This window comes from Vagococcus entomophilus (genome assembly GCF_003987595.1).
In the GTDB taxonomy this organism is placed as follows: domain Bacteria; phylum Bacillota; class Bacilli; order Lactobacillales; family Vagococcaceae; genus Vagococcus_E; species Vagococcus_E entomophilus.
In genome coordinates this window covers 583,009-597,868 of the sequence record NZ_NGJZ01000001.1, presented here as the reverse complement: position 1 = coordinate 597,868, position 14,860 = coordinate 583,009, and the positions used below count along the sequence as shown (strand labels likewise).

Here is a 14,860-nt window from a genome sequence, read left to right as displayed (position 1 = left end):
ATTAAAACCTAGCCAACTTTTAAAAGATTGGCTAGATTCTGATTAGAGGATGCACTGATTACAATTCACAAGTTGAAAACGAACGTGATTCTAAAACACCAAGCATGGCACTAGCTGTATCGAGCGAGGTAAAGAGCGAAACACCATTTTCCACCGCTTCACGTCGAACTAAAAATCCTTCTGAACTTGGTGTCCGCGTTTTATCCATCGTATTCACTACTGCTTGAACTTTGCCTTTTCGGATAATATCCAAAATGTTTTGCTCAGAGGACTCGCTGATTTTTGCCACTTCATGGACTTGAAGATTATGCGTACGGAAATATGCTGCAGTGCCTTTGGTTGCTCTTAAAGTATAGCCAATCTCAACAAATCTTTTAGCCAAAACCAATGCTTCTGCTTTCGCATCGTTCGAAATCGTGAATAAAACTGAACCATAATCTGGCAAATGTAAGCCACTTGCTTCAAATACTTTGTACATGGCTTTATCCAGATTTGTATCACTGCCCATAACTTCACCGGTTGATTTCATCTCAGGTCCCAAGTAAGTGTCTACTCTTTGTAATTTTGCAAAAGAAAATACTGGAGCTTTAATATGAACCATCTGACTTTCTGGATACAAACCATCTTTATAGCCCAGCTCTCGTAAAGTTTTCCCTAAAATTAACTGTGTCGCTACTTGAGCCATCGGGATACCTGTTACTTTGCTTAAAAATGGAACTGTCCTGCTCGCTCTAGGATTTACCTCAATCACATACACTTTTCCTTCGTGAATAACAAACTGGATGTTCATCATGCCTAAACAATTTAGCCCAAGAGCTAAGCGCTTAGTATAATCTGCAATCGTGTCTTGAATTTCTTGCGACAAAATCTGTGGTGGATAAACGGCCATTGAATCGCCCGAATGAACACCCGCACGCTCAATATGCTCCATAATTCCTGGAATCAAAACATCTTTTCCATCACTAATCGCATCTACTTCACACTCTTTCCCTACAAGGTAACGATCGACCAAGACTGGATGTTCTGGTGAAGCCTTGACAGCATGGCGCATGTAATTCTCAAGATCAGCCTTGTTGTCGACGATTTCCATTGCGCGACCCCCGAGTACATAGCTTGGCCGAACTAAAACGGGATATCCGATACGCTCTGCAATTATTACTGCTTCGCTCTCGCTTGTTGCGGTATCTCCTGGAGGTTGAGGAATATTCAACTCTTTCAATGCTTGTTCAAACAAATCACGGTTTTCGGCACGGTCCAAGTCTTCAATGGTCGTACCAATAATGTTAACACCAGCCTTGTTTAGTGGTTCTGCTAGGTTGATTGCTGTTTGTCCACCGAATTGGACAATCACACCACTTGGCTTTTCAAGTTCGATCACATTTAATACATCTTCAAATGTAAGAGGTTCAAAGTAAAGCTTATCAGAGATTGAAAAATCAGTCGAAACGGTTTCGGGATTGCTATTCATAATAATCGCTTCATACCCTGCTTCTTGAATGGCCTTGACTGAATGGACCGTTGCATAGTCAAATTCAACGCCTTGTCCAATCCGAATAGGACCAGAACCAAGCACTAAGATGGATTCCTTACTCGAGACTTTGCTCTCATTTTCTTGCTCATAAGTGCTATAAAAATAAGGAGTGTGGGACTCAAACTCAGCCGCACAGGTATCTACCATTTTATAGACAGGTCGAATTTTTTGCGCCATGCGAATCTCCGTTACTTCATTTGTACCGATCTGCCACAGCTCCGCAATCTTTTTATCGGTAAAGCCATTTTGTTTCGCAAGTTTTAGCAATTCTATGCTACCCGGATTTTCCGCAAGTTCTTTTTCAATTTCAACAATATGTAGCAACTTATCCAAAAAGAACAAATCAATTTTGGTTAACTCTGCTAGCTCTTCGATTGGATAATCACGACGGATTGCCTCCGAAACATAGAATAAGCGATCATCTTGAGCTTTAACCATTTTTTCCGTTAAAATTTCGTCAGATACCTCTTCTAATTCCTTTATTTCATTATGATACGTGCCAATTTCTAAAGAACGAACAGCTTTTAGTAGTGATTCTTCAATATTACGACCAATGGCCATCACTTCTCCTGTTGCCTTCATCTGTGTTCCTAAGCGTCGTTCTCCATTTTCAAACTTATCAAATGGCCAACGTGGAATCTTGGACACTACATAATCTAGCGCAGGCTCAAACTCTGCATAAGTCGTTCCTGTAACAGGATTTTTCATCTCATCTAATGTCAAGCCAACTGCAATTTTGGCAGCAAGTTTGGCGATTGGATAACCTGTTGCTTTACTTGCAAGTGCAGAGGAACGACTAACGCGGGGATTGACTTCAATGACGTAATAGTCAAAGCTATGTGGATCTAGTGCCAGTTGAACGTTACATCCGCCCTCAATTTTCAAAGCGCGAATAATTTTTAATGAGGCATCTCTAAGCATTTGATACTCATAATCAGACAAGGTTTGACTAGGAGCAAAAACAATCGAATCGCCCGTATGAATCCCAACTGGATCAAAATTCTCCATGTTACATACGACAATCGCGTTATCATGGGAGTCACGCATCACTTCGTATTCAATTTCTTTAAAACCTGCAATACTTTTTTCAATTAGACATTGTGTTACGGGCGAGAGTTTCAACCCATTTGTTGCAATTTCAATGAGTTCCTCTTTTGTATCACACATACCTCCACCTGTTCCACCAAGTGTGAACGCTGGTCGCACAATCACAGGAAAGCCGATTTTATCTGCAAATGTAAGGGCTTCTTCTACAGTATGCACAATGTCACTTTCTGGTATGGGTTGCTCTAACTCTTCCATTAATTTTTTGAACAAATCCCGATCTTCTGCTTGATCAATTGCGCTTAACTTAGTGCCGAGTAATTCAATTTCTAGCTCATCCAATATTCCTGATTCTGAAAGCTCCATCGCCATGTTCAACCCAGTTTGTCCACCTAAAGTAGGAAGTAGCGCATCTGGACGTTCTTTTCTTAAAATACGTGAAACAAATTCTAAAGTAATTGGCTCAATATACACCTTTGATGCGATTTCTTTGTCTGTCATGATCGTAGCTGGATTAGAATTCACAAGTACAACCTCATAGCCTTCTTCTTTAAGAGCAAGACAGGCCTGGGTTCCAGCGTAGTCAAACTCTGCGGCTTGCCCTATAACAATTGGGCCTGAACCAATCACCATGATTTTTTTAATATCTGTTCTTTTTGGCATTAAACTTGCTCCTTCCATGCATCCATTAATTCCATAAATTCATCAAAGAGATGAAGTGCATCATGTGGTCCGGGTGCTGCATCCGGATGAAATTGAACCGTAAAAGCTGGAAATTGGCGGTGTCTAATCCCTTCAACCGTCCCATCATTTAGTTCAATATGTGTCACAAATAGTTTTTCTGGATCAATGGAACGCTCGTCCACCGCATATCCATGGTTTTGTGACGTAAAATCAATTTTTCCTGTCGCAATTTCTTTGACTGGATGGTTTAACCCACGATGGCCAAATTTCATTTTGAATGTATTGGCTCCATTTGCTAGTGCAAATAGTTGGTGGCCCAAACAAATACCAAAAATTGGCACTTTCCCTTGAATTTTTTGGATGGTTTCAATGGCTTCTGGGACATCTTTTGGATCTCCTGGTCCATTGGTTAACATCACCCCATCAGGATGCAAGTCTAAGATTGTTTGTGCATCCGTATTGTAGGGCAGCACCGTAATATTACACTCGCGCTTGCTCAGCTCTCGTAAAATACTGTGCTTTAATCCGTAGTCCAAAACGACGACATTTCGACCGATACCAGGACTTGGATAAGGCTTCGTTGTAGAAACTTGTTTCACTTGATCACGAGGTAATACCGTGGCTTTCAATTGATCAAAGGCGTGTTCTACATCTTGCACAACATCAATGATGCTCCCTCTCATGGTTCCAACTGAGCGTAATTTTCTCGTCAACATCCTAGTATCAATACCGGATATTCCTGGAATTCCTTTTCTTTTTAAAAATTCATCGAGCGTCATGGTATTTCGCCAATTGGAGGCAACGCGGGCATGTTCTTTCACAATTACGCCTTTACAAGTAGGTGCAATTGACTCATAATCATCTCGATTAATGCCATAATTTCCAACCATTGGATACGTGAAAGTAATCATCTGACCGTTAAAACTTTGATCCGTAATCGTTTCTTGATACCCGGTCATACTTGTAGTAAAGACAACTTCACCTGTAACGCTGCTGTCAGCGCCAAAGCCAATTCCTTCAAAAACAGTTCCATCCTCTAATATTAATAAGCGTTTCATTCACTGTCCTCCTTGCTCCAAACTCTTTGACCATTGACAAAAGTCATCAAGGTATTGCCTTTCACTTCTTTGCCGATAAATGGGGTATTATTTGCTTTTGACTCAAATTTTCGGTCATCAATCGGTTCACTATGGTTCAAATCATAGATAGCAATATCTGCATTTGCCCCGATTTGAAGTGTTCCTGCTTCAAGATTGAAAACTTCAGCTGGCTTTTTCGTCATCCAATCCACTACTTGTTCTAACGTAAAGATGCCTTTTTCAACAAACTCCGTATACATCAATGAGAAGGCTGTTTCACTTCCAACAATGCCAAAGGCTGCTTTTCGCATCGATTGATTCTTTTCTTCATGACTGTGAGGAGCGTGATCGGTGGAAATACAGTCAATGGTTCCATCCAATAATCCTTCAATCAAAGCAGCTTGATCACGACTGCTTCTAAGTGGTGGGTTCATCTTGTAATTGCCAATGTCTCCTGGGATATCTTCATCAGTTAAAATTAAATGGTGCGGACAAACTTCTGCGGTTACATGGATTCCCGCCTTTTTTGCATCCCGAATAACGCGAACGCTGGCTTCTGTCGAAACATGGCAAATGTGATAGTGAACGCCCGTTTCTTCAGCCAGGATTACATCTCTAGCAATCTGAGAAGCTTCTGTCGCGTTCATAATCCCAGGAAGTCCCAGACTTTCAGAAACTTTTCCTTTATGCATAACACCACCAAATAGTAAGGATTCATCTTCTGTATGTGCGACAATGGCCATATTTAGTGCCACCGCTTCTTTCATAGCTAGATACATTGTACCCGCTGTTTGAACTCCAACACCATCATTGGTAAAAGCAAATGCCCCTGCATCTTTTAGTGCTTGATAATTAACCAGTGTCTCGCTTCGAAGTTCTTCAGTTATAGGAGCATATTGCAAAACTTTTACACATGCATCTCGTTCAATAATTTTTTGCACTTTCACTAGCTTTTCTGCTGTATCGGGTACAGGGTTAAGATTGGGCATGGCACACACAGTTGTAAACCCACCCCGAGCAGCTGCTTTACTCCCAGTCTCAATCGTTTCTTTGTGGGTAAAACCTGGTTCTCTAAAATGAACATGCACATCAACTAGTCCAGGTGTAATTAACCCTCCTTGTGCATCGTATACTTCGTCAAAATGAACGCCGGTTTGTTCAAAATTCCTACCCACCGCGTTGATTTTTTGATCTTTAATCCATAAATCTACATCGACCAATTGATTGTTTTTATCAACCATTTTCCCGTTTTTTATTAGTTTATTCATTTTTACACCCTTCCTTCAAGGATGGCTTCTACTATTGCCATCCGCATATATACGCCATTATGCATCTGCTCAACAATCCTAGACTGTTTACTTTCAACTAAGCGATCTGCCAGCTCAACATCGCGATTAACCGGAGCTGGATGCATAATAATTGCTGTTTCTTTCATTTTTTTCGCTCGCTCTTCTGTTAGACCATAAGTTTTGTGATACTCTTCTTTCGAAAAATTTTCTTTGGTATCATGTCGCTCATGCTGTACTCGTAGCATCATCATGACGTCCACTATTTCAACAAGTTCATCTAATGCTAGATAGTGACCGAACGCTTCATACTTTTCTTCATACCACTCTTTAGGACCTGAGAAATAAATTTCTGCGCCTAACCGTTTTAAAAGCTGCATATTTGATTTTGCGACACGCGAATGTTGAATGTCTCCAACAATTGCTACTTTGAGACCTTCAAATCGTCCAAACTCTTCATAAATCGTTAATAGGTCAAGCAAGCACTGAGAAGGATGTTGCCCGCTGCCATCTCCTCCGTTGATAATAGAGCACCCAATTGTTTTACTATCAATCAACGAATGGTAATAATTTTCATCACTATGCCGAATGACTACAGCGTCCATCCCAATTGCAGACATTGTCAGAACTGTATCATAAAGCGATTCACCTTTACTGACTGAGCTACTTGAGGCATCAAACTCAATTACATCAACGCCTAACTTCTTTTCTGCCACTTCAAAACTCTTATGTGTTCGCGTACTATTTTCAAAAAATAAGTTTGCAACAAAATATTGTTTTTTCTTCGGCTGCCAGGTTGCACCTTGTTTAAACTCTTGTGCTCGTTTAATTAAACCTAGCACTTCTTGATTGCTTAACACTTCAACCGTCAGCAAATGTTTTAAGCTGATTTTTTCAGATGTAATGATCATTTTGCTCCTCCTTTGACTCAGTTCTGTCTATTCTTCACTTTTAGCAACTTGGGGTAGTATTGCATTCATCAGGACACCAAAGATTGTTGCAAGTGCCATCCCCTCGAGTGCGAGCGCTCCAAAGTTGAAGGTTAACCCTCCGATTCCAACAACTAAAATCACTGACACAATCAGTAGGTTACGTTTTTTGTCAAAATCAATCTTGTTGTCTACAATAATTTTTAAGCCACTAGAAGCAATCACTCCAAACAGGATAAAACTGACACCCGCAATCACGGGATTAGGAATACTATGAATGAGCGCAGTAATTTTCCCAACAAATCCTAGAAGAATTGCTAGCACAGCTGCTCCACCAATTACATAGACACTATGCACACGGGTAATGGCTAGCACCCCAATATTTTCACCATAAGTCGTAACAGGAGGTCCACCAATTAAGCCAGCCGTCATTTGAGCAACCCCATCTCCCATAATCGTTCGCGAAAGTCCAGGATCTTTGAAAAAATCTCGTTTTGTTAATTTATTTAAAACCATTAGGTGCCCCAAATGTTCCGTCATGGTCACAAACGCAATTGGCGCCATAGTCAGAATTGCACCAAGGTGCAAAGTCGGATGATAATTGACATAAGGAACTTCAAAATTTGGGAGAGAAAGCCACGCTGCTTGTTTGATGGGTTCGACATCAACAATTCCAAAAGCAAGTGCAACCACATACCCTACGATAATGCCCAATAAAATCGGGATAAGTCCTAAAAATCCTTTTAGATACATATTGAAGAATAGTGTTACTGCAAGTGTAATTAGCGCGACCACTATAAATTTGGGGCTATACACGTTGTGATCATACATCGCTTGATTTGCCGTATTGGCTGCCAGCCCAAGACCAATTACCATGATGACCGGTCCTACAACAACAGGAGGCAAAATTTTATCAATCCAGTTCGCACCAAACTTCTTTACTAATAAAGAGACGATGACATAAATAAGTCCTGTTGCAATGGCACCTTGTGCAATTGCTTCATATCCAGAAGACTGATTCAATAATTTCATTGCTGTAATATAAGCAAAACTACTTCCAAGATAAGCTGGAATTTTTCCTTTTGTAATCGCCATATGCACAAGTGTTCCGATCCCTGAACTTAAGAGAGCAATTCCTGGATCGATTCCAACTAAAATGGGAACCAAAACCGTTGCACCAAACATTGTAAATAAATGCTGTAAACTTAGTCCTAACCACTGTAACGGCTGTGGTTTGTCGTGTATATCTAAAACAACCTCTTCATTTCTAAATTCTTGTTCCATCTTATCGCTCCTTCAAAATTTTTGGAAAAAAAATCCTCGTTCTATTTAGAAACGAGGTTTGGCAAAAGATCAAGAACTCCCGGATTTCTTCCATCCGTCTTTCTTGAAATCAAGCTTTTCTCAGTCTCTCTGTACTCAGTTAAAAAGCAACTATTTAATTTTTCAAAATACAAATACGATCAATGTTATCAATTTCTTCCATTTCAACCGTAATTTCTTCTTCTTTAGAAGTCGGAATGTTTTTCCCAACAAAATCTGCACGAATAGGTAGTTCTCTGTGCCCTCTATCTACTAATACAGCTAATGAAATTTTTTCAGGACGCCCAAAATCCATCACCGCATCGAGTGCCGCACGAATAGTTCTCCCAGTATAAAGTACATCATCAATCAAAATCACTTGCTTGCCTTCAATACTTGTTGGAATTGACGAGTCATTAACGGTTGCTTCGCTCGCTTTTTCTCCCAAATCATCTCGGTAAAGTGTGATATCTAGCTCTCCCACTGGAACATCGATTTGTTCTAATTGCTTTAAGCGTTCGGCAATTCTTTGTGCAATATAAATACCTCTAGTTTTAATTCCAACCAATACGATATCTTGGATTCCTTTGTTTCTTTCAATGATTTCGTATGTAATTCTTGTAAGCGCTCGTTTCATTGTTACCGCATCTACCACTTCTTTTTCATGCATTTTAGATTCCTCCAACTACAAGATTTCCTTTAGAATTTACAATAAAAAACTCCTACCTATGACAGGCAGGAGGAATGAGCATACAGTGTATGTATCTGGACATATTTGCACCGCAAACTGTCTCTTCATTCCTTCTTAGCCTCTCTGGACTATTCTTAAAGGATTTATTTTCTAAGTCATCATAACGCGTTTTCTTAATAAAATCAATCTTTTTCCTCTAAATTTTTTAAAGTTTTTTGGAAGAGTTCTGGAAGAGGAACCTCAAAAATCAGCCATTCATTTGTCGTTGGATGTTTAAATCCTAACACTTTCGCATGTAAAAATTGACCGTTTCCTGCCAAAGTTTTTTTAGGACCGTACAAAGGATCCCCAGCCAAAGGATACCCAATGTAACGCATATGGACCCTTATCTGATGAGTGCGCCCTGTTTCAAGCTGACATTCGATAAGGGTGTACTCTTTAAAGCGTTGCAAAACTTGAAAATGAGTTACCGCAGCTTTCCCATTTTCAATTACTGCCTGCATTTTTCGATTTGTTTTCGAACGTCCAATCGGAGCATCTATTGTCCCTTTTTCATGCGGAATTTCGCCATGTACAAGCGCAACATATTTACGCATAGATGTCTTATCTTTCAATTGCTGTGCAAGCGCAATATGAGCCTGATCATTTTTAGCAACCATGAGTAACCCAGAAGTATCTTTGTCGATTCGATGGACGATTCCTGGGCGAATCACATCGTTAATCCCAGATAATTGTTTCACATGATACAACAATGCATTGACCATCGTCCCATTTGGATGTCCTGCAGAGGGGTGGACAACCATCCCTTGAGGTTTATTCACCACCACCAACTCTTCATCTTCAAAGACTATCGGCAACGGAATATCTTGCGCAACTAGGTCTAGGGGTTCTGGCTTAGGGATCGTTACTTGGAGTACATCTCCACTTTTTACTTTGTAATTGGCCTTAATCACGTCCTCATTTGCTCGAACAAAGCCAGCTTTTAACCACTGCTGAACTTGTGAACGAGTATACTCCCTATAGGTTTCAGCTATCACCTTATCTGCTCTACCTAAGATAGTTGTTGCTGTAAACTTGATTTGTTCTGTCATTTCATCACCTGTTTATTCTTTTTTTCATCTAGTAATACATAAATTAAAATACAAACTACTCCGAGCGAAAGGGCTGTATCCGCCAAATTAAAAATCGGAAATCTAAAAAAATCGATTTGAATCATATCTACTACATACCCTAAACGAATACGATCAATAAAATTCCCAAGTGCACCACCTAAAATTAGCGACAAACCTACCGTTAGCCACTTGCTCTGGTTTATGTTTCTATATAATAAATAAAGCACGACCACAACGGCTACAATGGTGATCACCGTAAAGAACCACATCTGTCCCTCAAGTATACTCCAAGCAGCACCATTATTTCGAATATGTGTAATAGAAATCAATCCATTTTGGTTGAAAATTTGCTCACCCAAGTCCAAATTTTTAACAACCCAAAATTTAGAAGCTTGATCTAGTATCACAATAATCAGCGAAATCACTAAATACCCTATCATTTATTCATATCCTCTTTCTTATATTCATTTTTTTTCTAAAAAATACACATCATTTGGTCGAATAATCCCTAGTAAATTCCCAGAAGAATTTCCATCCTTTGTGATCAAAATTGCTTCAATTCTTGGATTATTAAGAAAAATTCTCAACGCCTGAAAACTGTATGTATCTGCTGACACAAACGCATAATTTTCCCTTCTTTTTTCATTAGCTAAAATATCTTTCGCTACTTTTCCTTTTAGCTCAATAGATCCTTTTTGATTTTGATTTGCCAGCCAAAAACCTAACCCCTGCACTGTAATCAAGCCAAGAAAATCTCCTTGTCGATAAATTGGGAACTGGGAATAAGACTTACTTGCAGTAATCGCCAAAATTTTGGTCAACGCCGTATTTTCTTCAAAACCAGTAACTGGCTTAGCGAATCTTGGCGTAACCCTTTCTGGAGAGGTTAAGTGTGCCTCAATCGCTAAAATTTTATTTACCGCCCAATCATTGGGCTCAGCAATCACAAAATCAGGAGAAATCCGATCATGGACAATTGCGTTTCTTAGATGGGCAAGCTGAAGTAAGTCCTCCTCATACTCATCCACTAGAGTATCTGTTCTTTTTGCGAGTCGCCTAGTCATCTCACTAAATCCCATACTACTCGGATTGTTCAGTTGATCTTGTAGCCACTTTTCAATACGGTTAAAAGTTGTCAAAAACAACTCTGCCTTTTCCCCCATTACTCCCACTCCATTCATCTTACACTCTTAGCTATCATGAAATCCGCAACCTTAAGTATATAATAAAAAGAGCTAAGTAAAAAGCCCCACTTTTTACCTAACTCTTTTGTGCTCGATTTTTTTGGCCTCTAACTTGTCTAATACTTTTAAAGAAGAGACAGATTGCCTTACAATCGACGGAAAATAAATAAAAACACGCCCGATATAATACCCAGATTTAAAAACCATGGAGGAGAACACCTTCATACTCTCGACACTTCCCTACGAATGACTTGCTAACATACGTCTAGTATACGTAATTTGTGAGAAAAATGTAACAACTTGTCTTCGTTTTAACTAAAATTTATTATGATTGTAATATTTTGTTACATTTAGAACAGTCCAATCGCTTTTCCGTCGTTTGTTACATCCATATTAAGAGCCGCTGGTTTTTTCGGAAGCCCTGGCATCGTCATCACGTCTGAGGTCAACGCGACAATAAATCCAGCTCCTAGTTTGGGAATAAACTCACGAATATGAATCGAAAAGTTTCTTGGACGTCCAATCAAGCTTGCATCATCCGCTAAAGAATATTGCGTTTTTGCCATGCAGACCGGTAAAAGGTCCCAACCGTATTGTTTCAACTGGGCTAACTGCTTTTCTGCTTTAGTAGAAAGTACCACACTCTCTCCTCCGTAAATCTGTTTAACTACTGCTTCGACTTTTTCTAAAAGAGGAGTTTGTTCTGCATATAAAGGGGCAAACGTGTTGGTATTCTCTTCAATTGCTTTTAGAACCAACTGTGCCAGCTCTTTCCCGCCATCTGCTCCAAGCCCCCAGACATTTGTTCTTGCTACCTTGACTCCTAAATTCTCACACAATTGAACCAGTAAGTTTTTTTCAGATTCTGTATCTGTGACAAATTCATTAATAGCGACGACCACTGGGACCTGGTACCGTTGCATGCTTTCTATATGCTTTTGTAGATTTGAAAATCCTTTTTCTAAGGCAACTGTATCTTCTTCTTGCAATAAATCTTTAGAGACACCGCCATGCATTTTCAATGCGCGAATTGTCGCCACGATAACGACTGTGTCCGGAGCTTTATCCAAAGCGGGAACCTTGATATCTAAGAATTTTTCTCCGCCTAAATCAGCCCCAAACCCTGCTTCCGTCACAACATAGTCCGCTAGTTTGAGCGCAGTTTTGGTCGCTAAAATACTGTTACAGCCATGAGCGATATTCGCAAACGGTCCGCCATGGACGAACGTTGGCGTATGGAACAGCGTCTGAACTAAATTTGGCTGCAGTGCTTCTTTCAAAAGTAGCGCAAGGGCCCCTTCAATCTTTAAATCACCTACACAAACCGGTTTTCGATCATAGGTAAACCCAACCATGATCTGAGATAATCTCAGCTTCAAATCTTCAATGCTTGTTGCCAAACAAAGAATCGCCATAATTTCGCTTGCCACCGTAATATCAAACCCATCTTCTCGTGGAGTTCCTTGGATAGGGCCTCCTAACCCAACAATTACTTGTCTTAACGAACGATCATTTAAATCTAAGACCCGTTTCCATAAAATTCTTCGAGGATCCAAATCCAACTGGTTGCCTTGTTGAATATGATTATCAATCAACGCAGACAAAGCATTATTTGCCGTCGTAATGGCATGCATGTCTCCAGTAAAATGTAAGTTAATATCTTCCATTGGAACAACCTGAGCCAAACCACCACCTGTTGCCCCACCTTTAATGCCCATTACTGGACCTAACGAAGGCTCTCTTAACGCAATCATCGTTTGCTTATTTAAAGCATTAAGGGCATCGCCTAATCCAATTGTAACCGTTGATTTTCCTTCACCAGCAGGAGTTGGATTGATAGAAGTGACTAAAATTAATTTCCCATCTTCCCGGCTTTTAGAACGCTCCATCGCTGAGAAATTAATTTTAGCTTTATATTTCCCGTATACGTCCAAGTCATTTTCAGTCAGTTCAATCGTTTCTGCAACCTCTTGTATGGTTTTCATTTTTGATTCTTGCGCAATTTCGATATCTGTTTTCATCCCAACACCCTTTCTAAAAGCGAACGATTTTATGTGAAAATCGGTTTTTATTCATGTTTATTTCAATTATACCTTCTATTTCGTGAATGTCTACTCCAAAATTTATTTGCAACACTAGTATTGTTTGATTTTTGGGTCATAACATCATATAATGAAGAAAACCGTTTCCTTAGGTTTATTGTAAAAGACTGGAGGTTTTTTTTCAATGGAAGGAAAAGTTAAATGGTTCGATACCAAAAAAGGGTATGGCTTTATTTCTTATGAAGAACAAGAAGAAATTTTTGTTCATTTTACTAGCATTGAACAAGAAGGTTTTAAAAATCTTAATGAAAACGATTCAGTCATGTTTGAAATTAGTGAAGGAATTCGTGGATTACAAGCATCCCACGTTCAGGTAATTAAAAATTAAATAAAAAAAGAGAAGGTCACTTTAATAAGTTCTCCCTTCTCTTTTTCTAATTTTATCGCTTCTATGCACTATGTATTACTCTTGCTTGAATCCAACAATTTTAGCTGAAAAAAGAGGATTTTTTTTCAGTTTTTGAACAAATAATTCTTTGGTCTTATCTTTCATTAAATAGCTGAATGTTTCTCCATTTTTGTGGGTTAAGGTCACGCCTTTTCGGCCAATACTCAATGTTTCAAAATCCGATAGCATGTTAACTTTACAATTCCGCTTTAAAATTGCATGCTGTTTGATCTGCTCCTGTGTCACAACCAAGCGTCTTGTGTTGCCTAACCAAAAAACAAATAAAAATAAGACAAACATCACAACACTAAATAGGTTGAGTGCAGTTTCTTCGAATAAACCGACAATCCCAATAAAAAGAATCCCAAACGTTAACGACCAAAAGATGATACTTAAATACAACTCTGGTTGATATTTATAGATTGACTTGTTTTTTTTGTTTCCCACAATGCATCCTCACTCTTTATTATTTTCATTATTTAATCTACTACTATACTAGCATAAAAAAAAGAAAACGAATAGACGAAGGAAGTAAAAGAAATGTTAAAAATTTATACTGATGCTTCGACTAAAGGAAATCCAGGACCCAGTGGCGCAGGCATAATCCTATTAGGCGATGGCCTTTACGAACAGCTCCATTTCCCACTACCTATTTTAACCAATCACGAAGCTGAGTTTGAAGCCGTAATTCTGGCACTCGACTATGTAAATAAGAGGGATTTACCAAAGCAAACTGTTTTTTTATTTACAGATAGTAAAATTGTTGCTCAAACAATCGAAAAAGAGTATAGCAAACAAGCGTGTTTTAATACCTATTTAGAAAAAATTCACTCACTGACAAAGAACTATGAATTGTTTTTGTGCAAATGGATCCCTGAAAGCCAAAATAAAGGAGCAGACCACTTAGCTAGACAAGGTCTGAATAAAGCCAGAAAGGAATTAAATGATGAGAGAAGAAGCTAAAAATCGCTGCTCTTGGGCAACAAAAGAGTTGGAGATTGCGTATCACGATAACGTCTGGGGTGTCCCAAAACACGACGAAGAGGCCTTGTTTGCTTTTTTAATTTTAGAAGGAATGCAAGCAGGACTAAGCTGGTATACTATCCTCAAAAAATGGGATGATTTTTATGTTGCTTTTGACTCCTTTGACCCTAACGTTATCCAGCATTATGACGACGAAAAAATACATCACCTTATGCAAAATCCAGGAATTATTCGAAATCGTTTAAAAATCAATGCGACCATCAAAAATGCCCAAGCCTTCTTAGCTGTTCAAAAAGAATATGGCTCTTTTGATGCCTATATTTGGCACTTTACAAGTCAAAAAACGATTCACAACAAATGGAAAACAAAAGAGGAAGTACCCTCTAGTAGTCCGCTATCTGAAAAGATTAGTAAAGATATGAAAAAACGGGGCTTTAACTTTGTTGGACCAACCATTATCTATTCTTACTTACAGGCAATTGGCGTCCTTGATGATCATTTAAGCACCTGTTTCAAGTCTATGTAATAAAAAAACGCTAACAGT

The 14,860-nt window shown here is 39.1% G+C and carries 14 protein-coding genes; 3 read left to right on the top strand and 11 right to left on the bottom strand.

Features of this window, described 5'->3' with window-relative positions; genetic code table 11:
• Window positions 1-58 precede the first annotated feature (58 nt).
• The 10 genes from carB to CBF30_RS02665 form a co-directional block, all read right to left on the bottom strand.
• Window positions 59-3,238, bottom strand: a complete 3,180-nt coding sequence (gene carB, locus CBF30_RS02710; RefSeq protein ID WP_126822519.1) for a carbamoyl-phosphate synthase large subunit — start codon at window positions 3,236-3,238, stop codon at window positions 59-61.
• On the bottom strand, window positions 3,238-4,317 hold the full coding sequence (locus CBF30_RS02705; protein WP_126822517.1) for a carbamoyl phosphate synthase small subunit: 1,080 nt from the start codon (window positions 4,315-4,317) through the stop codon (window positions 3,238-3,240). The genes carB and CBF30_RS02705 overlap by 1 nt, the downstream gene beginning before the upstream one ends.
• Window positions 4,314-5,606, bottom strand: coding sequence for a dihydroorotase (locus CBF30_RS02700; RefSeq protein ID WP_126822515.1), 1,293 nt, complete (start codon window positions 5,604-5,606; stop codon window positions 4,314-4,316). Before CBF30_RS02700 ends, CBF30_RS02705 begins: the two co-directional genes overlap by 4 nt.
• A 2-nt stretch (window positions 5,607-5,608) precedes the next feature.
• Window positions 5,609-6,535 (bottom strand): aspartate carbamoyltransferase catalytic subunit, encoded by a 927-nt coding sequence (locus CBF30_RS02695; RefSeq protein WP_126822513.1) that lies wholly within the window; start codon window positions 6,533-6,535, stop codon window positions 5,609-5,611.
• A 27-nt stretch (window positions 6,536-6,562) separates the two neighbouring features.
• The gene (locus tag CBF30_RS02690) at window positions 6,563-7,837 is read right to left on the bottom strand and encodes a solute carrier family 23 protein (RefSeq protein WP_126822511.1); all 1,275 of its coding nucleotides are present in this window, start codon (window positions 7,835-7,837) and stop codon (window positions 6,563-6,565) included.
• A gap of 154 nt (window positions 7,838-7,991) precedes the next feature.
• A complete protein-coding gene (gene pyrR, locus CBF30_RS02685) occupies window positions 7,992-8,525 on the bottom strand; it encodes a bifunctional pyr operon transcriptional regulator/uracil phosphoribosyltransferase PyrR (RefSeq protein ID WP_126822509.1) in 534 nt (177 codons plus the stop codon).
• 203 nt (window positions 8,526-8,728) lie between these two features.
• Window positions 8,729-9,637, bottom strand: a complete 909-nt coding sequence (locus CBF30_RS02680) for an RluA family pseudouridine synthase (protein WP_126822507.1) — start codon at window positions 9,635-9,637, stop codon at window positions 8,729-8,731.
• Entirely contained in the window at window positions 9,634-10,098 is a 465-nt protein-coding gene (gene lspA, locus CBF30_RS02675) for a signal peptidase II (protein WP_126822505.1), read from the bottom strand. Before lspA ends, CBF30_RS02680 begins: the two co-directional genes overlap by 4 nt.
• Before the next feature lie 24 nt (window positions 10,099-10,122).
• Entirely contained in the window at window positions 10,123-10,821 is a 699-nt protein-coding gene (locus CBF30_RS02670; RefSeq protein WP_126823743.1) for a hypothetical protein, read from the bottom strand.
• Between the two features lie 371 nt (window positions 10,822-11,192).
• Window positions 11,193-12,863 (bottom strand): formate--tetrahydrofolate ligase, encoded by a 1,671-nt coding sequence (locus tag CBF30_RS02665; protein WP_126822503.1) that lies wholly within the window; start codon window positions 12,861-12,863, stop codon window positions 11,193-11,195.
• Window positions 12,864-13,068: 205 nt separating this feature from the next.
• Between CBF30_RS02665 and CBF30_RS02660 the strand changes: the two genes are divergently transcribed.
• The gene (locus CBF30_RS02660) at window positions 13,069-13,272 is read left to right on the top strand and encodes a cold-shock protein (RefSeq protein ID WP_126822501.1); all 204 of its coding nucleotides are present in this window, start codon (window positions 13,069-13,071) and stop codon (window positions 13,270-13,272) included.
• A 75-nt stretch (window positions 13,273-13,347) separates the two neighbouring features.
• On the opposite strand, the gene CBF30_RS02655 is transcribed toward CBF30_RS02660, so the two are convergent.
• Window positions 13,348-13,779, bottom strand: coding sequence for an EbsA family protein (locus CBF30_RS02655; RefSeq protein WP_126822499.1), 432 nt, complete (start codon window positions 13,777-13,779; stop codon window positions 13,348-13,350).
• Window positions 13,780-13,872: 93 nt separating this feature from the next.
• On the opposite strand from CBF30_RS02655, the gene CBF30_RS02650 reads away from it, so the two are divergent.
• Entirely contained in the window at window positions 13,873-14,295 is a 423-nt protein-coding gene (locus tag CBF30_RS02650; RefSeq protein WP_126822497.1) for a ribonuclease HI family protein, read from the top strand.
• Window positions 14,276-14,842 carry a DNA-3-methyladenine glycosylase I gene (locus CBF30_RS02645; protein ID WP_425469869.1) on the top strand — a complete coding sequence of 189 codons (567 nt, stop codon included), beginning with the start codon at window positions 14,276-14,278 and terminating at the stop codon, window positions 14,840-14,842. The genes CBF30_RS02650 and CBF30_RS02645 overlap by 20 nt, the downstream gene beginning before the upstream one ends.
• The last annotated feature ends 18 nt before the right edge of the window (window positions 14,843-14,860 follow it).